The 26585-nt window shown below is 72.3% G+C and carries 24 protein-coding genes; 7 read left to right on the top strand and 17 right to left on the bottom strand.

The genetic code is table 11. The features are described from left to right. Window positions 1–57: 57 nt before the first annotated feature. Window positions 58–981: a LysR family transcriptional regulator gene (locus tag ABZS97_RS13125; protein WP_356136899.1), complete on the bottom strand. Its 924-nt coding sequence runs from the start codon at window positions 979–981 to the stop codon at window positions 58–60. Between the two features lie 71 nt (window positions 982–1052). Between ABZS97_RS13125 and ABZS97_RS13120 the strand changes: the two genes are divergently transcribed. Then, a complete protein-coding gene (locus ABZS97_RS13120; RefSeq protein WP_356136897.1) occupies window positions 1053–1940 on the top strand; it encodes an SDR family NAD(P)-dependent oxidoreductase in 888 nt (295 codons plus the stop codon). Window positions 1941–2098: 158 nt separating this feature from the next. On the opposite strand, the gene ABZS97_RS13115 is transcribed toward ABZS97_RS13120, so the two are convergent. From ABZS97_RS13115 to ABZS97_RS13085, 7 genes are all read right to left on the bottom strand, one after another. Further along, on the bottom strand, window positions 2099–2908 hold the full coding sequence (locus ABZS97_RS13115) for an alpha/beta hydrolase (protein WP_356136895.1): 810 nt from the start codon (window positions 2906–2908) through the stop codon (window positions 2099–2101). Between the two features lie 21 nt (window positions 2909–2929). Further along, window positions 2930–4045 (bottom strand): 1,2-phenylacetyl-CoA epoxidase subunit PaaE, encoded by a 1116-nt coding sequence (gene paaE / locus ABZS97_RS13110; protein ID WP_356136893.1) that lies wholly within the window; start codon window positions 4043–4045, stop codon window positions 2930–2932. Next, a complete protein-coding gene (gene paaD / locus ABZS97_RS13105) occupies window positions 4045–4566 on the bottom strand; it encodes a 1,2-phenylacetyl-CoA epoxidase subunit PaaD (protein ID WP_356136891.1) in 522 nt (173 codons plus the stop codon). Before paaD ends, paaE begins: the two co-directional genes overlap by 1 nt. Continuing rightward, a complete protein-coding gene (paaC, locus tag ABZS97_RS13100; RefSeq protein WP_356136889.1) occupies window positions 4560–5393 on the bottom strand; it encodes a 1,2-phenylacetyl-CoA epoxidase subunit PaaC in 834 nt (277 codons plus the stop codon). Before paaC ends, paaD begins: the two co-directional genes overlap by 7 nt. 9 nt (window positions 5394–5402) lie before the next feature. Next, window positions 5403–5744 (bottom strand): 1,2-phenylacetyl-CoA epoxidase subunit PaaB, encoded by a 342-nt coding sequence (gene paaB, locus ABZS97_RS13095; protein WP_356136886.1) that lies wholly within the window; start codon window positions 5742–5744, stop codon window positions 5403–5405. Continuing rightward, entirely contained in the window at window positions 5741–6739 is a 999-nt protein-coding gene (paaA, locus tag ABZS97_RS13090) for a 1,2-phenylacetyl-CoA epoxidase subunit PaaA (protein ID WP_356136884.1), read from the bottom strand. Before paaA ends, paaB begins: the two co-directional genes overlap by 4 nt. Window positions 6740–6842: 103 nt before the next feature. Then, complete coding sequence (locus ABZS97_RS13085) at window positions 6843–8066, bottom strand: thiolase family protein (protein WP_356136882.1); 1224 nt, start codon at window positions 8064–8066, stop codon at window positions 6843–6845. A 224-nt stretch (window positions 8067–8290) separates the two neighbouring features. Between ABZS97_RS13085 and paaI the strand changes: the two genes are divergently transcribed. The 3 genes from paaI (at window position 8291) to ABZS97_RS13070 (ending at window position 10741) form a co-directional block, all read left to right on the top strand. Further along, a complete protein-coding gene (paaI, locus tag ABZS97_RS13080) occupies window positions 8291–8725 on the top strand; it encodes a hydroxyphenylacetyl-CoA thioesterase PaaI (protein WP_356136965.1) in 435 nt (144 codons plus the stop codon). Beyond that, window positions 8722–10068: a phenylacetate--CoA ligase PaaK gene (gene paaK, locus ABZS97_RS13075; RefSeq protein ID WP_356136880.1), complete on the top strand. Its 1347-nt coding sequence runs from the start codon at window positions 8722–8724 to the stop codon at window positions 10066–10068. Before paaI ends, paaK begins: the two co-directional genes overlap by 4 nt. Before the next feature lie 64 nt (window positions 10069–10132). Beyond that, a complete protein-coding gene (locus ABZS97_RS13070) occupies window positions 10133–10741 on the top strand; it encodes a TetR/AcrR family transcriptional regulator (RefSeq protein WP_356136963.1) in 609 nt (202 codons plus the stop codon). A 66-nt stretch (window positions 10742–10807) separates the two neighbouring features. On the opposite strand, the gene ABZS97_RS13065 is transcribed toward ABZS97_RS13070, so the two are convergent. Beyond that, the gene (locus ABZS97_RS13065) at window positions 10808–11737 is read right to left on the bottom strand and encodes a YceI family protein (RefSeq protein ID WP_356136878.1); all 930 of its coding nucleotides are present in this window, start codon (window positions 11735–11737) and stop codon (window positions 10808–10810) included. 315 nt (window positions 11738–12052) lie between these two features. On the opposite strand from ABZS97_RS13065, the gene ABZS97_RS13060 reads away from it, so the two are divergent. Then, complete coding sequence (locus ABZS97_RS13060) at window positions 12053–12487, top strand: SMI1/KNR4 family protein (protein ID WP_356136876.1); 435 nt, start codon at window positions 12053–12055, stop codon at window positions 12485–12487. Window positions 12488–12635: 148 nt separating this feature from the next. Continuing rightward, window positions 12636–13178 carry a hypothetical protein gene (locus ABZS97_RS13055; protein ID WP_356136874.1) on the top strand — a complete coding sequence of 181 codons (543 nt, stop codon included), beginning with the start codon at window positions 12636–12638 and terminating at the stop codon, window positions 13176–13178. 149 nt (window positions 13179–13327) lie between these two features. On the opposite strand, the gene ABZS97_RS13050 is transcribed toward ABZS97_RS13055, so the two are convergent. The 3 genes from ABZS97_RS13050 to ABZS97_RS13040 are packed head-to-tail and all read right to left on the bottom strand — an operon-like array spanning window position 13328 to window position 17169. Continuing rightward, the gene (locus ABZS97_RS13050) at window positions 13328–14410 is read right to left on the bottom strand and encodes a maleylacetate reductase (protein ID WP_356136872.1); all 1083 of its coding nucleotides are present in this window, start codon (window positions 14408–14410) and stop codon (window positions 13328–13330) included. Next, on the bottom strand, window positions 14407–15402 hold the full coding sequence (locus ABZS97_RS13045) for an intradiol ring-cleavage dioxygenase (RefSeq protein WP_356136870.1): 996 nt from the start codon (window positions 15400–15402) through the stop codon (window positions 14407–14409). Before ABZS97_RS13045 ends, ABZS97_RS13050 begins: the two co-directional genes overlap by 4 nt. A gap of 18 nt (window positions 15403–15420) precedes the next feature. Further along, window positions 15421–17169 (bottom strand): FAD-dependent monooxygenase, encoded by a 1749-nt coding sequence (locus ABZS97_RS13040; RefSeq protein ID WP_356136868.1) that lies wholly within the window; start codon window positions 17167–17169, stop codon window positions 15421–15423. A 225-nt stretch (window positions 17170–17394) separates the two neighbouring features. Here ABZS97_RS13040 and ABZS97_RS13035 point away from each other — a divergent pair, with 225 nt between their 5' ends. Further along, window positions 17395–19155 (top strand): helix-turn-helix domain-containing protein, encoded by a 1761-nt coding sequence (locus ABZS97_RS13035; protein ID WP_356136866.1) that lies wholly within the window; start codon window positions 17395–17397, stop codon window positions 19153–19155. 61 nt (window positions 19156–19216) lie between these two features. Here ABZS97_RS13035 and ABZS97_RS13030 read toward each other — a convergent pair whose 3' ends face one another. Genes ABZS97_RS13030 through ABZS97_RS13010 form a run of 5 tightly spaced genes read right to left on the bottom strand, consistent with a single transcriptional unit; the run spans window position 19217 to window position 26448 of the window. Then, window positions 19217–20500 (bottom strand): type III PLP-dependent enzyme, encoded by a 1284-nt coding sequence (locus tag ABZS97_RS13030; RefSeq protein WP_356136865.1) that lies wholly within the window; start codon window positions 20498–20500, stop codon window positions 19217–19219. Further along, entirely contained in the window at window positions 20497–22287 is a 1791-nt protein-coding gene (locus ABZS97_RS13025) for an IucA/IucC family protein (RefSeq protein WP_356136864.1), read from the bottom strand. Before ABZS97_RS13025 ends, ABZS97_RS13030 begins: the two co-directional genes overlap by 4 nt. After that, window positions 22287–23480 carry an MFS transporter gene (locus ABZS97_RS13020; RefSeq protein WP_356136862.1) on the bottom strand — a complete coding sequence of 398 codons (1194 nt, stop codon included), beginning with the start codon at window positions 23478–23480 and terminating at the stop codon, window positions 22287–22289. Before ABZS97_RS13020 ends, ABZS97_RS13025 begins: the two co-directional genes overlap by 1 nt. After that, window positions 23477–25261: an IucA/IucC family protein gene (locus tag ABZS97_RS13015; RefSeq protein WP_356136860.1), complete on the bottom strand. Its 1785-nt coding sequence runs from the start codon at window positions 25259–25261 to the stop codon at window positions 23477–23479. The genes ABZS97_RS13020 and ABZS97_RS13015 overlap by 4 nt, the downstream gene beginning before the upstream one ends. After that, window positions 25258–26448 carry an ATP-grasp domain-containing protein gene (locus ABZS97_RS13010; RefSeq protein ID WP_356136858.1) on the bottom strand — a complete coding sequence of 397 codons (1191 nt, stop codon included), beginning with the start codon at window positions 26446–26448 and terminating at the stop codon, window positions 25258–25260. The genes ABZS97_RS13015 and ABZS97_RS13010 overlap by 4 nt, the downstream gene beginning before the upstream one ends. Between the last annotated feature and the right edge of the window lie 137 nt (window positions 26449–26585).

The following is a 26585-nucleotide window of genomic DNA, read 5'->3' as shown; positions in this document are numbered from 1 at the left end:
TGAACCCTACCGCACCTGCGCAGAGGGCTTGCCCACGAGAAGCGGACCTCCTGCTGCCTAGTCCGGCGCGTGCACCTCCGCCGCCGCGGCGCGCAGCGCCTCGGCCAGCCGGGCGGCCGGTTCCGGGAGGGGGCGCGGGAGGCGGGCCAGGACGAGGCGGCGGAGCTCCCTGGGGCCGCCGCGGACGGTCAGGATGCGTACGCCGGACGGGGCGGCGGACACGAGGGAGGCCGGGACCGTGGTCAGGCCGCAGCCGGCCGCGACGAGGTTGAGCTTGGCCAGCCAGTCGCGGGCCGTGTGAGCGATCACGGGCCGCTCGTCGAGGCCGGGCCAGACGCCCATCAGCCGCTCGTCGCCGGAGGAGGCGCCGGCGATCCAGCGTTGGCCACGGAGTTCGGTGACGTCGACGACGTCGTGCGCGGCGAGGGGATGGCCGACGGGCACGGCCAGGCACAGGGTGCGTTCGGCGAGGGTCTGCACGGTCAGTGGCGGCGACTGTGTGTCGAGCGGGCGGAAGGGCGGCATCGACGCCAGCAGCGCGAGGTCCAGCGTGCCCGCGCGCAGCGCACGGATCAGGGCCGGTGTGCTGCCCTCCCGGGTGGTGACGGTGATGGCGGGGTGGCTGCGGCGCAGCGCGGCGACGGCCCGCGGCAGTAGGACGGCGCCCGCGCTGGCGAACCAGCCGAGCCGCACGGTCCCCGCTCCGGCGGGCAGCCCGGCCAGTTCGCGGGCTGTGGCGTCGATCTGGTCGAGCACCGTCACCGCGCGGCGCAGCACGATGTGTCCGGCGTCGGTCAGCCGCACTCCGTCACGGCGTCGCTCCAACAGCGGTGCCCGGGCTGCCCGTTCCAGCGAGGCGATCTGTCGGGACACCGCGGACTGGGTGTACCCGAGTGCCGCAGCGGCCGACGTGAGCGTGCCCCGTTCGGCCACCTCACGGAAGACGCGGAGCGCGACGAGCGAGACATCGGTGAAGTCCATGAGCTTTACGCATACCAGAGGTGAGCAACTTTCGTTGGACGCATGGCCAACCGGTTCCTACCGTGGTGGTCATGACTGTTGCACGCATCGCTCTTGTCACCGGCGCCAACCAGGGTCTGGGCTTCGCTCTCGTCGAGGGGCTGGCGGCCCGGATGGGGCCGGACGACCTGGTCCTGCTCACTGGCCGCGACGCCCGGCGTGTCGCGGACGCCGCGGCACGTGTCGCCGCGGCTCCCACCACCCGAAGCCGCGTCGAGGGCCGGGCGCTCGACGTCTCCGACGCCGACGCGGTGGCCCGGACGGCCGACGAACTCCGGGCGCGTTACGGCGGAGTGGACATCGTGGTGTCCAATGCGAGCGCCATGCTGACGCCCGACCGGCCGCAGGCCGAGCAGGCCGACGCGTTCATCGGCGTCGCCAACGGCGGAGCGCACGCGGTGCTCCGCTCGTTCGGCCCGGTGCTGCGTCCCGGTGGGCGGCTGCTCGTTGTGGCCAGTTCGCTGGGCACCCTCGGCCATCTCGAACCTCCACTGCGGCCCCTGTTCGACGGCGCCTCCCTCGATGAGGTGGAGAAGGTCGTCGAGTCCTGGCGCGCCGCCGTGGAGGCGGGCACGTCCGAGGAGTTGGGCTGGCCGCAGTGGATCAACGTCCCGTCCAAGGTCGCCCAGGTGGCCGCCGTACGGGCGGTCGCGGCCGAGCGCCGGGCCACCGATCTGACCCAGGACACGCTGATCGCGGCGGTGTGCCCCGGGCTCGTGGACACCCCGCTCTCGCGGCCCTGGTTCGCCGACTTCAGCCATGCGCAGACCCCGGCGCGGGCCGCGATTCCCGTGCTCGACCTGCTGCTGTCCGAGCGCGTCGACCCCTCGACGTACGGCGAACTCGTCCGTTTCGGCGAGGTCGTCCCCTGGCACGAGGGGACTCCGCCTCGCCACCAGGAGCGTCTGCTGTCCGACTAGGGGTGTGTTGAAAGTCCTGTGCGGTGCCCGCGGTGTTCGGTGCGTGCCCTCGGCGTGCCGGACGGAGGCCCTCGTACTGGACGTACTTGCAGCTTCGGCCGGTGCGGCGAGGGTGCATGCCGGGCGCCGCGGGTGCTGTGGGGGACTTTCAAGCCCCCCTAGCCGTTCCCTCGGCCGGGTCGGTCCGCTGCCCAGTCGTCGATGAGTTGGATGGTGCGCCGAGGGTGCTCCTCGTGCAGGTAGTGGCCGGTGCCGGGCCAGTGGTCCACGCGCGAGCCGGGCGCGTGCAGGGTGCCGCGCTCCCATCCGGCGGCCTCGGGCGAGGTCCACACCGTGAGCGCGGGCTGCGGGCGGCGGCGCAGGTACGCCTCGCTGTGCGGGCGGACGCCCACCGCGCCGCGGTCGGTGTACATGCCCGCGTACGCCTGGGCGACGACGTGGTCGGGGGTGCCGAGCATGGTGCGGACGTGGGCGGTCCGCAGGCCGGGCGGGGCGTCGGGCGAGAAGGCCCCGTCCACGAAGTCGGCCGCCGCGCGGGCGCCGTGTTCGCGGTACTCGGCGAGCCGGGCGGGGATCCCGTCGACCTCGGTGCCGTGCGCGCCGTGCGCGGGGTCCAGTGCGACGACCGACCGGACCAGCTCCGGGTGATGGACGGCGAGCAGATTCACCACCTGGCCACCCATCGAGTGTCCGACGACGACCGCGGGCCCGGCGCCGAGCGCGGCGAGGAGCGCGGCCAGGTCCCCGGCCATCTCCAGCGGCGTATGGCCGTCCGCCGGGACCTCGGAGCGGCCGTGCCCGCGCAGATCCGGTACGACGACCCGGAACCGCTCAGCCAGCGCCTCGGCGTGCGGCGCCCACTCGCGCCCGTCGCCGCCCCAGCCGTGCACCAGCAGCAGGACAGGCGCGTCGGCCGGGCCGTGGCTGGTGACGAACAGACGGATGCGGCCGGGATCGGTGAGCGTCACGGGCGGTCGTCCTTGTCTCTCTCAGCTGTCGAAGTCGACCGTCAGTGTGTCCGAGACGGGGAAGGTCTGGCAGGTCAGGACGTAACCCGCGTCGACCTCGGCGGGTTCGAGGGCGTAGTTGCGGCGCATGTCGGCCTCGCCCTCGGTGACCAGGGCGCGGCAGGTGCCGCAGACGCCGCCCTTGCAGGCGAAGGGCATGTCCGGGCGGAGGCGGGTGGCGGAGTCGAGGATCGTGGTGGCCCGGGAGAGCGCGGAGGTGGTGGAGCGGCCGTCAAGGGTGAGGGTGACCTGGCTGACGGGGCCGTCCACGGACGCGTCCTTGTGGCGTACGGGCTGCACGGGCTCGTCGTCGGCGTAGAACAGCTCCTGGTGCACCCGGTCGCGGGGCACGCCGAGCCCGGCCAGGAGCGTCTGCGCGTCGCGGACCATGCCGTGCGGGCCGCACAGCCACCAGTGGTCGGCGCTGTCCACGTCGACCAGGCCGTCGATGAGTGCGGCCAGGCGGTCGCTGTCGAGACGGCCGGTGAGCAGCTCGGCCTCGCGCGGTTCGCGGGACAGGACGTGCGCCAGCTGGAACCGGGTGGGGTACTCGTCCTTCAGGTCGGCGAGTTCGTCGGCGAACATCACCGTGTCGGTGCGCCGGTTGCCGTAGAAGAGGGTGACGCGGGAGCGGGAGTCGGCGGCGAGGACGGACTCGGCGATGGACACCATCGGGGTGATGCCGCTGCCGGCCGCGATGAGGACGTGGTGGCCGGGCGTGCTCGGGTCGGGTGTGAACGCGCCGGTGGGGGCCATCACTTCGACACTGTCGCCGGGGCGCACGTCGTGGACCAGCCAGGAGGAGAAGAGGCCGCCGGGAACCACCCTCACTCCGATGCGGGGCTCGGCGCCGGCCGGGGAGCAGATCGAGTACGAGCGCCGCTCGTCGCGCCCGTCGATCTCGCGCCGCAGCGTGAGCGACTGCCCGGGCGCGAAGGCGAACTCCTCGGCCAGTTCGCCGGGCACCTCGAAGCTGACGGCGGCCGCGTCCTCGCACAGCCGCCGCACCGCGGCCACCCGGAGCGTGTGGAAGGCCGGGCGGCGGGTGCGCCGGGCCGCGGCCTGTGCGCGGGCGGCCGGGGCCAGCAGGTCTTCCATCAGATCTCCTTGACGTACTCGAACGGCTCGCGGCAGGTGCGGCAGCGCCACAGGGCCTTGCAGGACGTGGCGGCGAAGCGCGAGGTCTCCTCGGTGTCCGCCGAGCCGCACTGCGGGCAGGGCACCGTACGGCGGGTGGGCGAGAGGTCGAGGGGCACGGGCCCGGACGGGCGCCGGGGCGCGGGGCCGGGCGGTGCGATGCCGTGCTCGGCGAGCCTGCGGCGGCCTTGTGCCGTGATCCAGTCGGTGGTCCACGGCGGGTCGAGGACGGTGCGGATCTCGACGCGGTCGAAGCCGGCCGTCCGCAGCCGCGCCGAGACGTCCGCGCGCATCTCGGCCATCGCCGGGCAGCCGGAGTAGGTGGGGGTCAGGCTCGCGACGACCGTGCCGTCCGCCGTGACCTCGACGTCGCGCAGCACGCCCAGGTCGGCCAGGGTGAGCATGGGCAGCTCGGGGTCGGGCACCTGCTCGGCGATGTGCCGGGCGCGCCGGAGGTCCGTGCGGGGCAGGGCGGTCACCATGTCGCCTCCGGGTGTGCGCGGGCGACGCTCTGCAACTCGGCCAGCAGCGGGGCGAGATGCTCGGTGCGGTCGCCGTTCCTGCCCTGTCCCGGCAGGGTCGTGCTCGTGGGCAGGGGCAGCCCGGCGGCCTCGGTGACCTGGCGCAGGACTGCCGTCACCTCGTCCCGGACGTCGCAGGCGGCGAACAACTCGCCCAGATACGGCGCGACTTGATCGAGTGCGGTCACCATCCGGCGGTGCGACTGGGCCGTGCCGTCACCGAGCCGCACGGCCCACTCGGCGGCGTACTGGCGGTGATACGTCAGTTCCTTGACGCCCTTGGCGGCGATCGCGGCGAGCACCGGGTCGCCGGACGCGGTGAGCCGCTCGAAGTGGGCCAGACGCCAGCTGGACAGCACCAGCAGCCGCACGATCGAGAACGCGAAGTCACCGACCGGGAGTTCGGCCAGGCGGACGTTGCGGAAGTCGGCGGCGTCACGGAAGTAGGCGTACGCGTCCTCGTCGCGGCCGGTGCCGTCGGCCTGGCCGCAGCGTGCGTACAGCAGCCGGGCCTGGCCCAGCAGGTCGAGCCCGATGTTGGCGAGCGCCACCTCCTCCTCCAGCTCCGGCGCCCGTGTGCACCACTCGGCGAGGCGCTGCGCCGAGACCAGGGCGTCGTCGCCGAGCGCCAGGCAGGTCGCGACGAGTTCGGCGGTGTCGATGCCCTCGGGCACGCCGGTGTCGACGCCGTGCAGCGGGTCCTCGAAGCCGGTGCCGAACGCCCATCGGGCGTCGCTGCCGTCGTCGTGCCCCTCGGCGAGGGAGAGGTAGACGTGGTCGTCGCTCATGCCCTGCTCCTAGATGTGGGGGACGTCGTCGGGGATGTCGTAGAACGTGGGGTGGCGGTAGACCTTGTCGGCGCTCGGCGCGAAGAACGGGTCCTTCTCGTCGCGCGTGGAGGCGGCGATGTGCTCCGAGCGCACCGCCCAGATGCTCACGCCCTCGTTGCGCCGCGTGTACAGGTCGCGGGCGTGGGTGAGCGCCATCCGGTCGTCGGCCGCGTGCAGCGAGCCGACGTGGACGTGGTTGAGACCGCGCTTGCCGCGCACGAATATCTCGTACAGCGGCCATTCCTTCTTCGTGCTGTCGGCGCCGGTGCCCTCGGCGCTCTTGGTGTCTCTGCTCTCGGTGTCGCTCATGCCACCGCGCCTTCCTCACGTCGCTTGCTCTGCCTGGCCGCGTGGGCGGTGGCCGCCTCGCGCACCCAGGCGCCTTCCTCGTGCGCGGTCCTGCGCCGCGCGACGCGCTCCGTGTTGCACGGCCCGTCGCCGCTGATCACCCGCTGCAGTTCGGACCAGTCGGGGGTGCCGAAGTCATGGCGGCCGCGCTCCTCGTTCCAGCGCAGCTCCGGGTCGGGCAGCGTCACGCCCAGCTTCGCGGCCTGCGGCACGGTCATGTCGACGAAGCGCTGACGCAGCTCGTCGTTGCTGTGCCGCTTGATCTTCCAGGCCATGGAGCGGGCCGAGTTGGGCGAGTCGCCGTCGGGCGGGCCGAACATCATCAGCGAGGGCCACCACCAGCGGTCGACCGCGTCCTGGACCATGGCGCGCTGGGCTTCGGTGCCGCGCATCATCGTCATCAGCAGCTCGTAGCCCTGGCGCTGGTGGAACGACTCCTCCTTGCAGACGCGCACCATCGCCCGTGCGTAGGGCCCGTACGAGCTGCGGCACAGCGGCACCTGGTTGCAGATCGCCGCGCCGTCGACGAACCAGCCGATCACGCCGACGTCGGCGAAGCTGCGGGTCGGATAGTTGAAGATCGACGAGTACTTCTGCCGGCCCTCGATCAGCCGCTCGGTGAGGTCTGCGCGGTCGGCACCCAGCGTCTCGGCCGCCGAGTACAGGTACAGCCCGTGCCCGGCCTCGTCCTGGACCTTCGCGAACAGGATCGCCTTGCGGCGCAGCGAAGGCGCCCGGGTGATCCAGTCGCCCTCCGGCTGCATGCCGATGATCTCCGAGTGCGCGTGCTGCGCGATCTGTCGTACGAGCGTCTTGCGGTAGCCCTCCGGCATCCAGTCCCGTGGCTCGATCCGCTGGTCCCGCGCGATCGTCGCGTCGAAGTGCTGCTGGAGCTCCGGCTCGGCGTCGTCGGCGGACGGCGCGGAGGGTGACGCACTGGATTGTGTGGTGGCCATCGAAACCAACTTCCCTACCGACCATTCGTTCGGTCAATGATACGACGAGGTCCCCCTGTGCGGGCAAGCCCTCGCCTCCGCGGATCGCTTCCGGGGGGAGGAGTCACACGCGCTCCACTAGCATCGCGACACCCTGTCCGACGCCCACGCACAGGGCCGCGAGTCCGCGTCGGGCGTCCTCGCGCTCCAGTCGCCCCAGCAGGGTGAGCAGGATGCGGGCGCCCGAGCAGCCGAGCGGGTGACCGAGGGCGATGGCGCCACCGTCGGCGTTGACCTTCTCCTCGTCGAGCTTGAGGCGTCGTATGACCGCCAGTGCCTGCGCGGCGAAGGCCTCGTTCAGCTCGATCGCGTCCACGTCGCCGGTCTCCCATCCGGCGCGGGCGAGGGCCTTCTCCGTGGCGGGGACCGGGCCGAGGCCCATCAGGTGGGCCTGGACTCCCGCCGAGGCGGAGGCGACGATCCGCGCACGCGGTGTCAGCCCATGGCGCCTGACGGCCGCCGCGCTCGCCACCACAAGCGCCGCGGCACCGTCGGACAGCGGCGAGGCGGATCCCGCCGTGACGACACCCCCGTCGCGGAAGACGGTGCGCAGCGCTCCCAGCTTCTCCAGGCTCGCGCCCGGGCGGGGGCCCTCGTCGCGGGTGACCTCGCCGCCCTTGACCGGGACCGGCACGATCTCCCGGTCGAAGCGGCCGGCTTCCTGGGCGGCGACGGCCCGCCGGTGGCTGCGCAGTGCGAACGCGTCGCACTCGGTGCGGGTGATGCCGTCCAGCGCGGCGACCTCTTCGGCCGTCTCCCCCATCGACAGGGTCACCTTGGCCGTCTCGCCGCCGGCGTCCGCGGGCACGGCCCGGTCGGCGGCGGTGAAGCGCGGGTTGGTGAAGCGCCAGCCCAGCGAGGTGTCGTGCACCTCTCCCGGCTTGGCCCAGGGAGTGCCGGGCTTGGCCATCACCCAGGGAGCCCGCGTCATGGACTCCACTCCGCCCGCGACCACCAGGTCCGCTTCGCCGCACCGGATCGCCTGCGCAGCGCTCGCCACGGCCGTCAGACCCGAGGCGCAGAGCCGGTTGACGGTGTAGCCGGGGACGGTGTGCGGAAGCCCGGCCAGCAGGGCGGCCAGACGGGCCACGTCCCGGTTGTCCTCTCCCGCCTGGTTGGCGGCGCCCAGGATCACCTCGTCCACGGCGTCGGCCGGTATGCCGGAGCGGCGGACAGCCTCGCCCACGACGAGGGCGGCCAGGTCGTCGGGGCGTACGCCGGCCAGCGCTCCGCCGTAGCGGCCCTGCGGGGTGCGGGCACCGTCGATGAGATAGACCTCGTCAGGCACGGGCGGGCTCCTCGCGAGGCAGGAATTCAGGGCACTCGGGGTAGTCGTCGGGCATGCGGATCCACCTCTTGACAGGCAGTGGTGATGCTGGATTACTTGGCCGTGCCGCACGCTAACCGAATGTTCGGTCGGCTCACAAGGTGGTGAACAGAGTGGCACAGCCCACTGACAGGACGTCCGCTTCCGGGGAGCCGAACCCTCCGGGACCCGGCCCCGCGGAGGCGATGTTCGCTGCCGACAAGGCGTCCCGCGCTCTGGGCATGGAGCTCCTTGAGCACGGCGAGGGGACCGCCGCGCTCCGGATGACGGTGACGCCGGAAATGGTCAACGGCCACGGGATCGCCCACGGCGGTTACGTGTTCCTGCTCGCCGACACCGCCTTCGCCTGTGCCTGCAACAGCCATGGCCCCGTGACGGTCGCGGCCGGAGCCGACATCGAGTTCGTCGCCCCCGCGCACGAGGGCGACGTCCTGGTGGCCACCGCGCGCGTGCGCACCCGGTTCGGCCGCAGCGGCATCTACGACGTGAGCGTCCGACGCGGCGACGAGGTGGTCGCGGAGTTCCGCGGACGCAGCCGTAGCGTCCGAAGCACGCGGACACAGGACACAGGGACAGCGGACATCGGGACAGCGGACACAAGCACAGAGGAGTCGCCATGAGCAGCCACCTGACAGCCCCCGCGGTCCCGGGAGCGCGCCGGGGAGAGCCGCTCCCCGCGGAGCTGCTGGACGACGGCGAGCGGATGACGCCCGAGCAGCTCGGGGGACTCCAGCTGGAGCGGCTGCGGGCGACGCTGCGGCATGCGTACGACAACGTGGAGCACTACCGCAGGAAGTTCGACGAGGCCGGAGTCAAGCCCGACGACTGCCGGACCCTGGAGGACCTGTCCCGGTTCCCCTTCACCACCAAGGCCGACCTGCGCGACACGTACCCCTTCGGCATGTTCGCCGTCCCCATGGCGGACGTCCGCCGCATCCACGCCTCCAGCGGCACCACAGGCCGGCCGACCGTCGTCGGCTACACGGAGAGCGACATTTCCATGTGGGCCGACGTGGTCGCCCGCTCCATCCGCGCCGCAGGCGGCCGCCCGGGCCACAAGGTGCACATCAGTTACGGCTACGGACTGTTCACCGGCGGTCTCGGCGCGCACTACGGCGCCGAGCGGGCCGGGTGCACCGTGATCCCCGCCTCGGGCGGCATGACCGCACGCCAGGTGCAGATCATCCAGGACTTCCGGCCCGAGATCATCATGGTCACCCCCTCCTACATGCTCACCCTCCTCGACGAGTTCGAGCGCCAGGGCGTCGATCCGCGCTCCACCTCCCTGGAGGTCGGCATCTTCGGCGCCGAACCGTGGACCGAGGAGATGCGCCGCGAGATCGAGGAGCGCATGGACATCCACGCCGTCGACATCTACGGCCTGTCCGAGGTGATCGGCCCGGGCGTGGCGCAGGAGTGCGTGGAGGCGAAGGACGGACTGCACGTCTGGGAGGACCACTTCCTCCCCGAGGTCGTCGACCCGTTCACCGGAGAGGTGCTGCCGGGCGGCGAGCACGGAGAGCTGGTCTTCACCTCCCTCACCAAGGAGGCGCTGCCGATCATCCGCTACCGCACCCGGGACCTGACGCGGTTGCTGCCCGGCACCGCGCGGCCCGCGTTCCGCCGTATCGAGAAGATCACCGGCCGCAGCGACGACATGATCATTCTGCGTGGGGTGAACGTCTTCCCCAGTCAGATCGAGGAGATCGTGCTCCGCACGCCCGGCGTCGCCCCGCACTTCCAGCTCCAACTGACGCGGCGCGAGCGGATGGACCACATGACCGTCCGCGTCGAGGCCCGCGCCGACAGCGGCGCCGAGCAGCGCGAGGCCGCGGCCCGGATCATCGCGCAGGGCGTCAAGGACGGCGTCGGCGTGAGCGTGGAGGTCACGATCGTCGACCCGGAGACCCTGGAGCGCTCGCTCGGCAAGCTCCACCGGGTCAAGGACCTGCGCAAGCCGTGATCAACGGCGACCGCGGGGACGGGACTCTCGGCCTTGTCACAATGGTTCTGTGAGTAGAACGCCTGTGCAGGGCCCCGTCGGCCGCCGCGACCGTCCCGCCTACGACCGTGCCTCCCTGCTGGAGGTCGCGGTCGTGGTCTTCAACGAACGCGGCTACGACGGCACCGGCATGGAGGAGCTCGCCCGCCGCCTCGGCCTGAGCAAGTCGAGCATCTACCACCACGTCTCCGGCAAGGAAGAGCTCCTCGGCCTCGCCGTCGGGCGGGCCCTGGACGCCCTGTTCGCCGTGCTCGACGAGGACCCCGGCCCGGACACCACGGCGACCGCCCGCCTGGAGCACGTGGTGCACCGCAGCGTCGACGTACTCGCCGCCGAGCTCCCCTACGTCACCCTGCTGCTGCGTATCCGCGGCAACAGCGCCGTCGAGCAGCATGCCCTTGAACGGCGTCGCGAGTTCGACCACCGGGTCGCCGACCTGGTCACCCGTGCGGCGGCCGAGGGCGGCGTACGCGACGACATCGACCCGCACCTGATCAGCCGGCTCCTGTTCGGCACGGTCAACTCCCTGATCGAGTGGTACCGCCCGGAAGGCGACCTGCCGGTGGCCGCTCTGGCGGACGCGCTGACGGCGGTGCTCTTCGACGGGCTGCGGGGCAGGCGGCCCGGCAGCTGATCCGTGGAGTCGGGCGCGCTCGGCGGCGGCACCCTTCGCCAGCTGCCCCCATGACGTCCCAGGTCGCTACTCCGGCGGCGTCGGAGTGTCGTGTGTGCGGTACATCGCCTGTACGTCCAGTTCCAGTTGGACCGTCGGTCCGACCACTGCGATGCCGCGGGCCAGCATGGAGCGCCAGTTGAGGGTGTAGTCCTCGCGGTGGAGTTCCGCCTTGGCGAGGGCGGCGCAGCGGAGCTCCTCGCCGTAGCCGCCGTTGACCGTGCCGAGGTAGGTGGTGTCCAGGGCTACCGAGCGGCTGACGCCGTGCATGGTGAGGGAGCCCTGGAGGGTCCACTTGGTGCCGCCGCGGTAGGCGAAGCGGGTGCTGTTGAATTCGATGTGCGGGAAGCGTTCGACGTCGAGGAAGTCGGCGGAGCGCAGGTGGTTGTCGCGGGTCATGTTGCCGGTGGTGATGCTCGACGCGTCGATACGGACGTGGACGCGGGTCTGGGCCATGTCCTGGGAGACCTGGATGCCGCCCTGGAAGCGCTCGAAGCGGCCGTGCACACGGGCCATGCCCACATGCTTCGCGATGAAGCGGATCGCCGTGTGCGGAGGGTCGAAGAGCCAGGTGCCGGGCGCCGGAAGCTCCATGACGCGCGCCGGCTGCAGCTGGACGCGCTCCGCGGCGGACGCGGTCCCGGCCACGACGTCCACCGTCTCCTGGTGCGGATGCAGCCCGTCCGCCGCGATCAGGAGGCTGTAGCGGCCGGGGGGCAGCGCCACGAGGAAGAAGCCGTACGGGTCGGTCGTGCCGCGGGCCGTCACGCGGTGCGTGTCCAGGGCCGTGACGGTGACGTCGGCGGCACCCATCGGCGCGCCCGTCGGGTCGATGACTTCGCGGCCGAGCGCGCCCGCGCCTGCCGGGAGGGGGAGCGAGAGGCCCGCCGACTCGGCGGGGGATTCGTCACGTGCGTCGGGGCCGCACGCGAAGGCACCTGGGCACGCGGATCGCACCGTGCCGGCACAGGGCGGGACCCCTTTCCGATCTTGAGGGGTGAGCCGCGGACGTGGGTGTCTCAGAACGAGACACCACCATGACGCGCCTGCCGGGTCGCCGCCCGCCAGGGCCTCGTACGGCGGACAGACTCCCCTAGGGGGTGTTTTGAAAGTCCCGCACAGCACCCACGGCGCCCGGCACGCACCCTCGCCGCACCGGCCGAAGACCCAAGTACGTCCAGTACGAGGACCTTCGACCGGCACGCCGAGGGCACGCACCGAACACCGCGGGCACCGCACAGGACTTTCAACACACCCCCTAGGCTCCGGACCATGTGGAAACAGACAGCCCTGGACGCCTTTCCCGAGGCGGGCTTCCGCGCGCCAGCTCAGGAAGCCGAACTCGCCGAGGCCGAGGTGCGGCTCGGGCAAACCTTGCCGGCGGAGCTCAGGCAGCTGCTTCTTGAGAGCAACGGGGTGATCGGACACGCCCACATGGACACCGTGTGGACCATCGACCGCATCGTCGAGCAGAACAGGTTCTTCTGGTCCGACGCGACTTTCGCCCAGCTGTACATGTCCTTCGACGCCCTCCTGTTCTTCGGGGACAACGGAGGCGGCGACCAGTTCGCCTTCGTGCGCAAGCCGGAGCGTCAGGACGTGTTCGTCTGGGAGCACGAGAGCGACAACCGCAGATGGGTCGCGGGCAACCTGCGGGACTACCTCGGACGTTCACTGCGCACCGAAGACGACGACTGGTACCTGTGAGGGGTGGGCGTTTACCCGGCAGTTCGCCGCAGGCGTCTTACAGCCCGCGGAGGGCGGTGCACCCGTGGGAGTTCCACGTGGCCAACCCCCCATCGCCAGAACGGAAACCAAAGTTGTCAAGATTGATGTCGGTAACTATAGTTGTCGCATGACTTCGATTGAGATCACTCCCGAAGAGCGGGCCGAGCTGGGGAAGGCGCTCACTGATGCCCTCAACCCGCTCGCAACGGCCATTCGCTCCCGCGAGTCGGGGCTGTCCGAGGCCCGCATGTGGGAGGCGGACCCGGTTGATGTGACTCTGTCCGTCCTCGCCGCCTGGAAGGTGGTGGACACGGAGATCAAGCGGCTGACGGCGATCGCGGCGGCGACAGCCGGCTCCTACGGCGCGAGTTACGAGCAGATGGGTGCGGTCTGGGGCATCACCCGGCAGGGCGCGCGCAAGAAGTGGCCCGACGCGGTCCCCCGCCCCGCGGCAGCGCGGACGGGCGCGGCGCTCGAACTATTCGGCGGCACCTCCTCACTGGCACAGGACCCGTCGTCCGGCGGCTGGACGTGGACGGGCGAAGGCGCGGACGAAACGCGCGGCGCCGCCGAGGACGGCACCTGGTACGCGACGAAGGAGGAGGCCGCCGCTCATGCCGGAGCCTTCCTGCGGGAGCACGCGGCCGACCGCGGCCAGGGGATGTTGTGAAAGTCCCGCACAGCACCCACGGCGCCCGGCACACACCCTCGCCGCACCGGCCGAAGCCCCAAGTACGTCCAGTACGAGAGCCTTCGTCCGGCACGCCGAGGGCACGCACCGAACACCGCGGGCACCGCACAGGACCTTCAAAACACCCCCTAGGACACCGGCGCGTGCCCCTCGTACGCCGCCCGCAGCACACCGAGAATGCCGTCCGCGGTGACCTCGCGCGGATTGGCATACGGCTGACTGGCCGCATGAAGCGCAGCAACCTCCAAGTCGTCCTCGGTGACGCCGAGTTCGGCGAGGGAGCCGGGAGCACCCAGGCGGCGGGCGAGGTCGTGCAGGGTGCGGGGGGCGTCGTCGGTGTCCAGGGCGCGGTTGAGGGCAGCGACGGCGTGGGGCGCCTCGGGGGCGTTGTACGCGAGGGCGTACGGAAGGATCACGGTGTGCGTCTCGGCGTGCGGCAGGCCGAAGCTGCCGCCCAGCACATGGCACAGCTTGTGGTGCAGGCCCATGGTGGTGGCACCCAGGCAGGCACCGCACAGCCAGGCGGCGTACAGGGCGCGGGCGCGGGCGTCGAGGTCGTCGGGGGCGACGGCGATCCCGGGAAGGGCGCCGGTCATCGCGCGCACGCCCTCCTGCGCCATCAGCGAGACCAGGGGCGAGCCGTCGGGCGCGTACAGGGCCTCCACGGCGTGCGCGAGCGCGTTGATGCCGCTGGTCACGGAGAGGTCGACGGGCAGCGAGAGGGTCAGGTCGGGGTCGTAGACGACGCTGCGGGGCTGGACGGCGGGGTCACGACCGGTGCGCTTGGCACCGTGCTCGGTGAGGCCCCAGACGGGGGTCATCTCGGACCCGGCGTAGGTGGACGGCACGGCGATCAGCGGCAGGCCGGTGCGCAGCGCGATCGCCTTGCCGAGGCCGATCGCGGAGCCGCCGCCCACCGCGACGCAGCCGTCCGCGCCCGCGGCGCGCGCGACCTCGACAGCCCGCTCGACGATCTCCACGGGCACGTGCATCCGGGCCCCGGCGTGCAGGCCCACGCAGGCGTCGCCCAGCGCGTCGGCGACCGTGCGCGCCGTGGCCTCGCCCCGGCTGCCGCAGACCACCAGCAGTCGGCGCAGGCCCAGTCCCGCGGCCTCGCCCGGGGTCGCGGAGACCGACGCGCCGGGCCGGAAGACCACCCGGACGGGCTGGGTCTCGTAGGAGAAGTCGAGTGTCTCGGGGAAGTCCTTCACGAGCGCTCCAGTGGCTCCTGCCGTCGCGATGGCTCCAACGGCTCCAGTACGAGGTCGAAGCGTGCGTGCCGGAACGGGCTCGGCATGCCGAACTCCCGTGCCAGGGAGGGGTTGTCGGTCTCGGCGAAGTCCTGGACCAGGCTGTCCTTGACGGCGAAGACCGCGTCCGAGTCGAGGTAGTCGCTGCCCGCCACGAAGATGTGCGTGGTGACGGGGTCGTGGCCCTTCGCCGACGCGATGAAGTGGATGTGGGCGGGGCGGTAGGGGTGCCGGGCGGTGGCGCGCAGCAGGTCGCCGACGGGGCCGTCGGTGGGGATCGGGTAGGGGCTCGGCACGCAGCTGCGGAACCAGAAACGGCCCTGGTCGTCGGCCGTGAACAGCCCGCGCCCGTTGCCCGGCGGCTGCACGCCGGGCTGCTGCACGTCGTAGTAGCCCTCGCCGTCCGCCTGCCAGACATCGAGGACCGCCCCGGGCAGCGGGGTGCCGTCCCGGGAGAGCACGCGGCCGCTGACCACGCAGGGTTCGCCCTTGCCCATCAGGTCGATGTTCGCGCCGTTCTCGCGCACCGGTGACTCGGTCATGTGGAAGGGGCCGAGGACCGTCGACTCGGTGGTGGCGCTGTCGCCGCCCTGGCCGTTGATCGTCTCCACGAGCATCGAGACGCCGAGGACGTCCGAGAGGAGGATGAACTCCTGCCGGGTGTCCGTGCACGTCTGTCCCGTCGCCGTGAGGAAGCAGATGGCACGCTCCCACTCCGCCATCGTCGGCCGGGTCTCCCGTACGAAGGCGTGCAGGTGTCGGGTGAGGGCGGCGAGCAGCTCGCGCAGGCGGGGGTCGGCCGCGCCGTGGAGGCTGTCGACGACGGCGTCGGTGAGGGTCGTGGCGAAGCCGGCGCCGGGGCCGGTCCCCGTCGCGACGGCTTCACTGCCGGTGCCGCTGCTGCCGGCGGTGTCGGTATCGGTGTCGGTGTGCGTGGTCGATTCGGTGGTCATCCCGCTCCCCTGGTCCCGTCAGGCATGTCCGAGGATCCGCCGCAGCGCGTCCGTCAGCAACCGCTCGGCGTCCGGCGACGCCGAGGCGTGCCGGAAGGCGACGAACCCGTCGGGTCGTACGAGCAGGGCTCCCGACTCGGGTACCTCGCTGAGCCGAACCCAGTCCCCGTAAGGGTCCTCGTACTGCTGTCCGGGTCCGATGACAACGGTCGCGATGTCGAGTTCCTGGGCCTCGGCCGCCTTGACCCAGCCCTCGCCGCCGATACCGGTGATCAGCGTGAAGCGGCCCTGTCCCACCGTGTCCAGCGTGGAGAGGGTGCGGGTACCCGAGGTGATCCAGGCGTGCGGGAGCCTGGCGCCGGGGCGCGTGGAGGGCTGGTGGTACAACTCGGGGTCGCGCGCGAAGCCCGGGTCCGCCGTGCCGTCGGGGACGATCGCGGTGGAGGCGTCGCAGGAGTAGCGCTGGTTGAGGTCGACGCCGTGCGCGTTGAACTCGTACACCTTGAGCGCGATCGCGTCGCGCAGTGCGGCGCGCTGCTTCTCGGCGGCCTCGGTGGCGTCCTTGCGGGCGGCGATGTTGGCCCACATCTGCTCGGGGGTCCCCGGGGTGAGCCCGTCCAGGGCCTCGAAGACGGGGGCGGTCTCGCCGATGGACTTGTTGGCGCGGGTGACGATCTGCTTGCCGATCGGGGCGCGCTCGGCGGTGTAGGTGTCGAGGAGCTTCGGGGATGCCGTGCCTTCGAGGACGAACTTCAGCTTCCAGGCGAGGTTGTAGGAGTCCTGGATCGACGTGTTGGAGCCGAGGCCGTTGGACGGAGGGTGACGGTGCGTGGCGTCGCCCGCACAGAAGACCCGGCCGCCGGCGTACGTCTCGGCGTACATCTCGTTGACCGTCCATGCCGAGGACGACTTGATGGTCACCGGGATGTCGTCGTCGCCGACGAGCTGCCGTACGACGGACTCGGCGTACTCGGTGGTCAGGTCGGGTGCGCCCGCCGTGACGTCGTACCCCCAGACGATGAGCCACTCGTTCCAGGGCCGCACGTTGCGGACGAGCCCCGCGCCGATGCCGCCGACGGTGGCGCCCGGGGCCAGCACCCAGTACAGGGTGGAGGGCCGGTGCGCGGTGTACCGGGTGAGGTCCGCGTCGAAGACGATGTTGATGCTGCCCGCGACGCCCATCTGGCCGCCCATGGGCAGTCCGGCATCCTCGGCGACCTTGGAGCGACCGCCGTCGGCGCCGATGAGGTACTTGGCGCGGATCTCGTACGTGTCCCCGCGCAGCCGGTCCCGGACGGTGGCTGTCACGCCGTCGGCGTCCTGGGTGTGGGCGAGGTACTCGGTCTCGAAACGCAGTCGCGTGCCGCGGGCGACGGCCGCGTCGACGAGCACCGGTTCCATGAGGTGCTGCGGCATGTCGCACATGCGGGTGGGACTGGCCAGCTCGTGCGCTGCCTGGACGAGCGGGTCGTTGCCCCAGGAGCGGATCCGGCCCAGCTCCTCGCCGGCGAGGCTGGTGCAGAAGGTCGTGTTGCCCATCAAGTGCTGGGGCGTTGCCTGTGCGATGACGTCCTGCTCGACGCCGAGGTCGCGCAGCACCTCCATCGTGCGCTGGTTGGTGATGTGCGCGCGGGGCGTCTCGGCGAGGCTCGCGTAGCGGGTCACGACGATGTTGGGTACGCCGTACGTGCTGAGGGCGAGCGCGGCCGAGGCGCCGGCGGGGCCACTGCCTACGATCAGAACGTCGGTCTCGACGACGGTGTGCACGGGGAACGCTCCTGACGGTGGGAACAGGCACCAAGCATTGATGATCATGGCCGGGTGCCGGGGAGCGCGGGTGTCTCAATTCGAGACATGGTCCGCAGGGGGTCGTCACGAGTCAGTGGGGTGCGGGCTGCTCTCCGCGGCCGTGATCGTTCTTGCGGGCGGGGTGTGCGGTCTGCCGACGCAGCGGTGATTGGTTGATAGTTGGACGATATGGTGGGTGGTGCCGTGACCATCACAGAGCACTCCCCCACCCGGCTCGCCGTCACTCCGCTGCGTGAGGCACGCGAGCGGTTCCTGACGGGGCGCCCGCTGCCCGACGACGTACCGGACGAGGTCGTCGCGGGATGGCGGCGCGCCCGGTTCTACGGTGTGCCGCACGACCTGCGGGAGCCCATGGGGTCCACTGCGGACGCCGCTTCGGAGTCGGTTGCGCACGCCGGGCCCGAGCCGGTCCTCCTGGCCGCGGCCCGGCCCGCACTCGAACGGCTCGCCCCCGCCCTGGGCACCGCTCGGTCCTCGTTCGTGCTCACGGACGAGCGCCTACGGGTGCTGTGGGCGGCCGGGAGCGGGCCCTGGAACGAGCGCTGCGCCGACCTGTCCGAGCAGGAGGTGGGCCACAACAGTGCGGCTCTCGCCCTGCGTTCGCGCCGCCGGGCCGAAGTGCACGGCCCCGAGCACTTCCTCGACCTGTGGCAGGACGTGTCCGCGGTCAGTGTGCCGGTGCTGGCACCGGAGAGCGGGCAGGTGCTCGGCACGGTGACGGTCGCCTCCGGGCTGTGCGCCGAATGCGGGCCGCATCCCGGAGCGGCGCTCGCGGAGGCCGCCGCCGCGGCGGTGGAGGCCGAACTCCTCGCGCGCACAAGGGCGGTGGAGCGGGTGCTGCTCGACACCTATCTCACAGCGGCACGGGGGACGGCACCCGCCGTGATCGCGCTCGACGGGCGCAACCGTCTGATCAGCGAGGCGGCGGAGCGAGTGCTGTCGACCGAGGCCCTGGAGACTCTCGAAAGGGATGCGGCCTTGCTCCTTGGGCAGGATTCCGGCGCTGCCCCGCAGTCCTACGGCATCCAGCTGCCCGAGGGAGCGGGTTGCACCGCGGAGATCACTCCCGTACGTCACCTGGGCTGCGTGATCGGCGTACTCGTCGTCCTCGGACCAGCCGCCGACAAGGCGGTCAGGACCTCAGCGGCCCTGCCGCTGCCCCTCGCCGGACGCTCCGTCCCCTGGCGGCACGCGATCGGCCGCGCGACGGAGCTGGCTGGCCTGCGCGAACCCCTGCTCCTGACGGGCGAACGCGGGACGGGCAAGACCCTGTTGGCGCGGGAGCTGCTGGGCGTGGGCGCGCTGTCCACGGTGGACGCGGCGGAGGGAGACGAGGGTGAACTCGCGCTCGCCTGCACCACGTTGGCAGCCGGTCACCCTTTCCTCCTGCGGCACGCGGAGCGCCTCGCCCCGCCTGACGTCGCCTCCCTGAACTCGCTCCTCGACGCGCACCCGAGCGTGCCCCTGTTGATCACCTATACGCCCGGAACGCCACCCGGCCCCTGCCTCCAGCGGCTCCTGGACTCCCTGGCCGCCCGCTCGGTCACCCTGCCCGCGCTGCGGGAACGCCCGGACGACATCCGGGTGTTGCTGCCCGCCCTGACCCCGAGGCCCGAGCCCGGACGGCCACCGCTCACCTGGACGCTGGACGCGCTGCGGGCCCTGGAGCAGCATCCCTGGCCCGGCAACGTCACGGAACTCGCGCATCTTGTAAGGGCGTTGGCGGAACAGCGTCGGGTGGCGGGGCCGGTGCGGCGGGCCGAGCTGCCGGACCCCGTACGGGAGGGCCCCGCGGCGCGGCACCTCAGCCCGATGGAGCACGCCGAACGTGCCGCCATCCTGGAGGCGCTGCGGCGGCACGGTGGCAACAAGGCGCGCGCGGCGCTCGCCCTGGGGATCGGCCGGGCGACGCTCTACCGAAAACTGCGCGGCTACCGGAACTGAGCGGAGCAACTGAAACCGCGCACGGTCGACCAGCCCCCGTCGCCCCGGCGGCCGCCTCTCTCTACACCCCGGACGTCGCCCCGCGCGCCCGTTGCCCCGGCACCTCCTCGGTCCTGACCTCCGGGCCACTCGGGTCGCCGTCCGCGTCCAGGAAGTGGAAACCGGGCGCCGGGTGCATGAGGAAGTCGTGGTGGGAGATGTTCCAGGCGTAGGCGCCCGCAAGGGAGAACGCCACGCGGTCGCCCGCCCGTAGTCCCGCGGCCGGAACTCCCCGGGCCAGAAGGTCCTTGGGTGTGCACAACTGGCCGGTGAGGGTGACCTGTTCGTGGTGCGCGGTGGGCCGCGGCCAGGGGTGCGGCCAGTCGGCGACCTTCAGGACGGTGCAGGGCTGGTCGTGCCCCTTGGTCGCGGGGGTGCGCAGATGGTGGGTGCCGCCGCGGACCACGGCGAACTCCTCGCCGTGGCTGGCCTTGACGTCCAGGACCTCGGTCGCGTACCAGCCGCAGTACGCCGTCAGCGCCCGACCGGGCTCGATACGGAGCGTCAGTTCTGAGTGTGCAGCGGTCAGTTGGGCGAGACCACTGCCGTATGCGTGCCAGTCGAAGCGGGCCGCCGGATCGGCGTAGTCCACCGCCATGCCGCCCCCGACGTTCACCTCGGCGAGGCGGACCCGGTGGCGGGTCGCGAGGTCCGTGGCCCAGGTGACCACGGCTCCGGCCACCGCCAGTTGTTCGGCCGCCTGCAGACCACTGGCCAAGTGGGCGTGAATTCCCCGGAGTTCGAGATGGGGAAGGCTCCCGTCGGTGAGTCTGCGGATCACCCTGTCGGCGCGCTCCGGGTCCAGACCGAAGGGCGTCGGACGGCCCCCCATGGCCAGAGAACTCCCCGCGAGCGTGCCCTCGGTCACCGGGAGGTTGAAGCGCGGCAGCACCGCCACCCGGCGGCCCGGCGCGACACGAAGGGCCAGGTCGGCGAGTACGCCGAGTTCGTACTCGCTCTCCACGTGGAAGCGCTCCACGCCCCGCTCCAGGGCCCCGGCGATCTCCACCGGAGTCTTCCCCGGGCCGCCGAAGGCGAGCGGACGGCCGGGCACCGCCTTGCCGACGTGGGCGAGTTCGCCGCCCGAGGAGACCTCGTAGCCGTCGACGTACGGCGACAGCGCGGCCAGGATCTCCGGTTCCGGGTTGGCCTTGGCCGCGTAGTACAGCTCGACGCGCTCGGGCAGCGCGGCCCGCACCTCGGCGGCGTGTGCACGCAGCGCCGCCATGTCGTAGACGTAGGCGGGCAGTTCGGTCGAGGGCAGGGACAGGACGCGTTCGCGCACCGCGGGGGTGAGGTCGGTCATCGGGCGCTCCGGGTGGTGTGCCGCAGGATGTCCTCGGCGAGCGGTGAGGGCAGTCGGACGTATCCGGCGTCGCGGTCGGCCTTGCGTTCCCAGCGGGTGAGCAGGTTGGCCTTGGCGGGCAGCGGGACCCCGGCGAGCAGGGCGGCGAGACGCGGCGGGCAGCCGTACCGGTCGGCGTAAGTCTGCAGGCAGGCGCGGACGCGTGCCCACAGGGCGGCCTCGGTGTGCGGGTGCAGGTCGGCGAGCGCGGCGAGGAGTTCGGCGATGTGGTTGACCAGCAGGCAGTAGACGACGCGGTCCCAGCCGCGCTGCGCGTCGTACGCCATCGGGGTCGCGACCTCGGGCGGCAGCGCGGCCAGGGTGTCGGCGTGGTGTTCGGGCACGAGCTTGGTGCCCTCCAGGTCGCGGAAGAGGACCTGGGCCGGCATGCCCTCGCCGTCGACGCAGATCAGCACGTTCTGCAGGTGCGGTTCGAGGACCAGGCCGTGGTCGAAGTAGGCGGCCAGGACGGGGGGAACGAGCAGCTTGAGGTACGCCGTCCACCAGGCGAGCACGGCCTCCGGGCCCGCGCCGTCGAGCAGGCGCGACACATGGGCGGGGCCGGTCGGGTACTCGTCGGCGACAGCGGCCGCGAGCAGGGGGGTGGTGCCGGGCAGGAGCCGTTCGGCGAGGCCTTCGCGGACGATCACGCCGAAGCCCTCCAGCAGGGAGCGGTCGGGTGTGCCGTCGGGGCCGGGCAGGGCGAGGCTGCGGTAGGCGGGCTCGCGGAGCACGGCGCTGCCGGGGAAGCGGTCGGCCAGGTCGGCGAGGGCCGATGCCAGGGCGCGGGTGAGGGCGACCGCTCCGGACAGCTCGTAACTGGCGTTCTTGCGCAGGCAGTTGGTGATGCGGATGTTGAGGCTGAACTTGAGAAATGCCTCCCCGTCGTAGAGCGTCCGCACGGAGGCAGTGGCGGCAAAGGGCCGCCCGCCCTCGCCGAGGTCGAGGATGTCACCGCGTGCGACGGCCGCGCGCAGCGCCGGGTGTTCGCGCAGCATCGCGTACTGCCAGGGGTGCGCGGGCAGCAGCCGGTAGCCGTCGGGGATGTCGGCGCGCTGCCGGTCCAGCGGAGCGGCGGCCCCTGGTCCGGCGGTCTCCTCGGCGATGAGGTGCGCACGGACGGCGAGGTGGCGCAGCGGGAAGGCGGCCCCCGCCTCCGGCGCGTAGGCCTTCCAGGCCGCGGCGTCGCCGGTGCGCGCCTTGGGGGTGGGGTGGAAGCGGTGCCCGAACAGCAGCGACTGCTCGGAGGCGACGTAGGCCGCGAGGCGGTCGCTGCTCCCCTGCCCGCCGGACGTCAGGGGAGAGGCGGACATCGAAGGAGAGCCGGACGCCGCCGACGCAACGGTCAGCGCGGCGGCCACCGCCTGATGGCTGGACTCGATCTGCTCCGCGAACTCCTCGTTGCGGACGCCGGTGCGCAGCGACAGCTCGTCCTGCGTGTAGGCGGCCAGCAGGCGCCAGCCGACCTCTGTCCAACTCCCGTCGGGCTGCTGCTCGTTCACCGGGCCGGTGAAGCGGTGCGCGCCGAGCAGTGACGTGCGGCGCAGGGCGATGCGCAGCAGTGCGCCGCGCCGGGGAAGCCGGAGCAGCAGGTGGCCGTCGGCGACAGCGGTTTGGCGCTCGGGTCCCGAGACCTCGCGCAGCAGGCAGTTGAGAAGCGTGTGGGCCACGGCGTCCTCGGCGGTGGGGAGTTGGGCCGGGGCGGAGGAGGTGGGGGCGCTTCCGGGGGCGTCGGTCAGCGAGGGCATCAGCGGCTCCAGCGGGTGCGGAGAGAGGTGGCGGTGGTCGCGCAGACGGTGGCCAGGGCGACGGCGCTGCCGGTGAGGACGGGTGCGGCCGGGCCGAAGCGGGCGGTGCCCGCAGCCGCGGCCACGCCGGCGGCGACCGCGCCGGCCTTGGAGAAGAACTCCAGCGAGCCGAACAGCCCACCGGGCGCCCGTCCTTGGGCGCAGTCGGCCGCGAGGATCGACAGGCACACCAGGCCGAGCGTCATCCCGGCGCCGAGGACCGTCCGTACGGCGATCAGGGAGGGCAGCGAGTCGGCGATCCCGTGCCCGGCCAGGCCGAGCGCGATCAGCGCGAAGCCGAGGGCGATTCCGGCCCTTGGGCGGGTCCGGAAAGCGGTGTGCACGGCGAGGGCCGACAGCAGATAGCACAGGTGGGGCAGTGCGAAGAGCACGCCGGACAGCGTGGGCGAGGCGCCGGGCAGTCGTTTCTCGACGAGGGAGATCAGATAGGGGAAGGAAATGACGGTGGAGAAGACGAAGGCGAATTCGAGGGCGTACAGGACGCGCAGGGACACGATCGGGGCCGTCGTCCTGGGCAGCGTCTGCTCCGCCTTGAGGGTGGCCGGCGCCTCGGCCGGTTCGGGCAGCGCGGCGAGCAACAGGGCGGCGGTGAGCGGCAGTACGGCGAGCAGCGCGTACTGGCGGTGCGGCGACAGCCAGGGCGACAGCGAGCCGACGACGACGGGGGCGACGACCAGGGCCGCCCGGGCGCTGCCCTGCATCAGGGTGAGGGCCCGCGACAGGTGTGGGCCCTCCAGCGCCGCACCGAGGTATCCGTTGGACGCCGCGAATGTGCCCCCGAGGATCCCCTGGAGCACCAGCGCCGCCGTGAACGTGGTGAGCGAGTCGGCCCACCCGGCGAGGAGGAAGGAGACGGCCAGGCCCAACTGGGCCCGCAGCAGCAGCCGTTTGCGTCCGAAGCGGTCGGCCAGGCGGCCCCACAGCGGGGCTCCGACGGCGCCGAACACGGTGGGGACGACGTACAGCAGGCCGGCCCAGCGAGCCGTGCGGTCGCCGAGTTCGGGAAGGATCTGGGTCAGGTACGGGGGCAGCCCCAGCGCGGCGAAGGACGCGACGAAGTAGCAGCCGGCCACCGCGTGCACCTGCCGGGGTCCGAACGCGGGACGCGGCATCCGCAGGGCCCCGGCGCTCATGCCCTCTCCCCCGTCACGTGGAGGTAGTTGGGGCCGCTGGTGTAGTGCTTGTTGATGTCGGCGGCGCCCGACCGCTGCTTGGTGAGCAGGGTTCCGGCGCTGACCATCGCCTTCACGGGCAGGCGGTCGGCCTCCAGGACCCGGGTGCGCAAGACGGCGCCGGGCTCGCCCGGTCCGGTGCCGAGCCGCTCCACGGCTTCGGCGAGCCGGTCGCGGACGAGCCGGAGCAGCACGGGACGTGAAGCCCGGCCGTGCCGGGCGAGCCCGAACGCGTAGGCGCCCGCGCACAGATGGACGGTGATGGTGGTGAACAGGTCGGCCACCGGCCCGTCGTCGTCGCCGAAGACCCGGGGGTCGTCGAAGTCCGCGGGTCCCGGAGCACCGGCGCCGAGCCGCTCGCGCAGCCGGACGGCGTTGATCCGCGGGCCGTCGTTGTCCTTCAGCAGCAGCCGCAGCCGGGTGCTGCCGTCCGCGTGCCGGTCCAGCACCACGGAGATGTTCTGCTGGTGCGACTCCAGCGCGATGCCGTATCCGAAGAGTGTGGTCTGCCAGTCGAACAGCAGGGTCAGCCAGGCGTCCAGCAGAGCGAGCGGGTCGCCGCCGTAGAAGCGGTCGGCAAGGTGGTCGACGACCAGCCGTCCGCCGGGGGCTTCGGCGAGCAGCGCGGCCAGGGGGACGACGAGCGAGTCGTCGAGCCCGGCCGGGAGGCGGCGGCAGAGCACCGCGAGGGACTCGTGCCCGGCGTGCGCGTACACGGTCTCGTCGGCGTGCAGGACGGTGTCCCGGAAGCGGGGCTCGTGGGCCAGCACCGTCTGCAGCAGGCGCTGCCCGGCGGCGCCGTCGAGGAGGGTGCCGGGCTTGATGGTGCGCCGGTTGCGCAGACCCAACGTCGCGGTGGGCAGCGGGAGTTTGAGGTGCAGGGTCGGGTCGGCGGTCGCCGCCACGGTGCGCATCGACAGGGTCGGTACGACTTCGAGGTGGGCTCGGTCGGCAAGCAGTGCGCTGGGGCCCAGTCCGGTGTCGCGCAGCGCCGCGTCCAGCGGGGCGCCGACGGTCAACGGATGGACGGGCAGGGCCACATGTGTCCGCTCGGCTTGGGGCAGCCCGAGCATGGCGGGCGTGGGCCAGTGGTCCGGCAGCGCGCCCTGCGTCGCGGTGAGCGCCTCCCGGGGCACGGCGAGCCAGCGCAGCACGAATCGGGGATGGAACTCGGGTGCGTAGGACCGCAGTTGCCACTCGGTGAGCCCGGAGCGGCCGCGTGCGGTCGGGTAGACGGGGTGGTCGAGACGGGCGGCGAGGGTGTCGTGGGCCAGAGCGCGGATCGGTCCGGTCCAGGTGGCGGGGTCGCCTCCGTGGCGTGCGGTCAGGCGTACGGCGGTCTCCTCCCGTGTCGCGGCGTGCAGTCGCATGGTGGCCAGCGTCTGGCGGCACTCCTCGGCGAAGGCGTCGAAGCCGTCCCGGTCGGGGGGTTCGGCCACCGCCCGCAGCGCGGCGAGCACGGTGTCGGCGCTGGTCAGCTCGCCCTGCGACTCGCTGACGAGCAGCGGCAGGCGGGCGGCGTAAAGGCTCTGGAATCCGTCCTCGGTCACCGGCATCAGCAGGGCGTCGTCCGTGCCCGCCAGCCGCAGCCAGGGGCCGTCCGGGTGGTGCGTGAGCGTGCTGCGGGTGCGCAGGCCGACGACGTCCTCGCGCAGCAGCGCGCTGAGCACGCGGATGAGCAGCTCGGCCTCGGAGGAGTCGACCCGCGCCTCCGCGGGGTGCGCCACGGTCTGGGCGCTCACGGCTGGATCTCCCAGAGCTGGGCCGCGAGGAATGCGGTGGCGGCCCTGTCCACGGACCGCTGGTCGGTCCCAGTGGCTCTCAGGACCCCGAGGTAGTCGCGGTTGGTGCGGTACAGCTCGTGCCGCTCGCCGTTCTCCCGTAGCGGCCGGTACGTCAACTGCACGCCGTCGACGTTCTGTTCGGTGGCGGCGGGGGCTGAGGTCAGCGTTCCGGCACGCTCCGCGCAGGGGTAGTCGAGACGGGCCGCGCCGTCGCGGCGAGCGCCGAGGTCGGTGGGGAGCGGCTCGCCCAGGTGGGTGCGGAGGATGTGCTCGAAGAGCGGGATCTCCAGCAGCCGGGCGAGCAGCAGGTCGCACTGGTCGCCGATGGCGCGGTAGTTGACCTCGATGATCCGGGCGCGGCCCTCGTGCACCACGAACTCGGTGTGGCAGGCGCCGAATCGGACGTCGAGCGCGTCCAGTTGGGCCAGCACCTGTGCGACGACCGGCTCGGGGTGGTCGGCGACGAAGGTCAGCCGTTCCTCGATGAAGTACGGCGGCTCGGAGAGCTCGGTGTGGAAGCCGCCCAGGACGTGCCGGACGCGGTCGTCCCCGAGGGTTTCCAGGGTGAACAGCTCGCCGGGGAGGTACTCCTCCACGACCAGGACGGCTCCCGGGCGGCGCGCCAGGATCTCCTTGCTGCGCGTGACCAGTTCCTCGGGGCCGTCGACCAGGACGACGTCCTCGCTGGCCACGCCCTCGCGGGGCTTGAGGACACAGGGGTACGGCGCGTCCAGGGCGGCCGGTTCGGAGAGCTCGGCGGACCAGACGGTGTCGACGCCCGCGGCGGTCAGGTGCCGGCGCATCTCGGCCTTGTCCTTGGTCCGCAGCGTGGCCCGCCAGTTCTTGGCGGGCAGCCCGAAGTAGTCGGCGGCCAGGGCGGATTGGGTCTGGAGGTGGTCGCTGTTGGTGAAGACCGCGTCGGGCGTGTGGTGGGTCGATATCCGGGTGATGACGGCACGGAAGTCGCGTACGTCGCACTCCAGCAGCTCGATCGACGCGTGAAGCCCGGAGTCGGCGTACGCGGTCCGGTGGGCGTCCGGCTGGTCGGTGAGGACGGTGACGTCGAGGCCGAGCCGCGCCGCGGCGGGCAGGAACCCTTCGGTGACGGAGTCGGTGGGGTTGAGGGCAAGCAGGTAGAGCCGCATGGGTGTGGGCCAACTTCCGCTCGGAGGTGGGGGGTTGCGGGGCGGGGCCCCCGTTCATGTGGGGCCCCCCCCCCCGCACCGGGAGGTAAATAACCCCCACGGGCACCCCCGCGGGCATGGCCAACGACGCGCGCAAA

The organism is Streptomyces sp. NPDC005485 (assembly GCF_040606085.1).
Taxonomy (GTDB): domain Bacteria; phylum Actinomycetota; class Actinomycetes; order Streptomycetales; family Streptomycetaceae; genus Streptomyces.
Note: the sequence above shows the minus strand (reverse complement) of the source record. Positions and strands in the feature narration are given on the sequence as shown.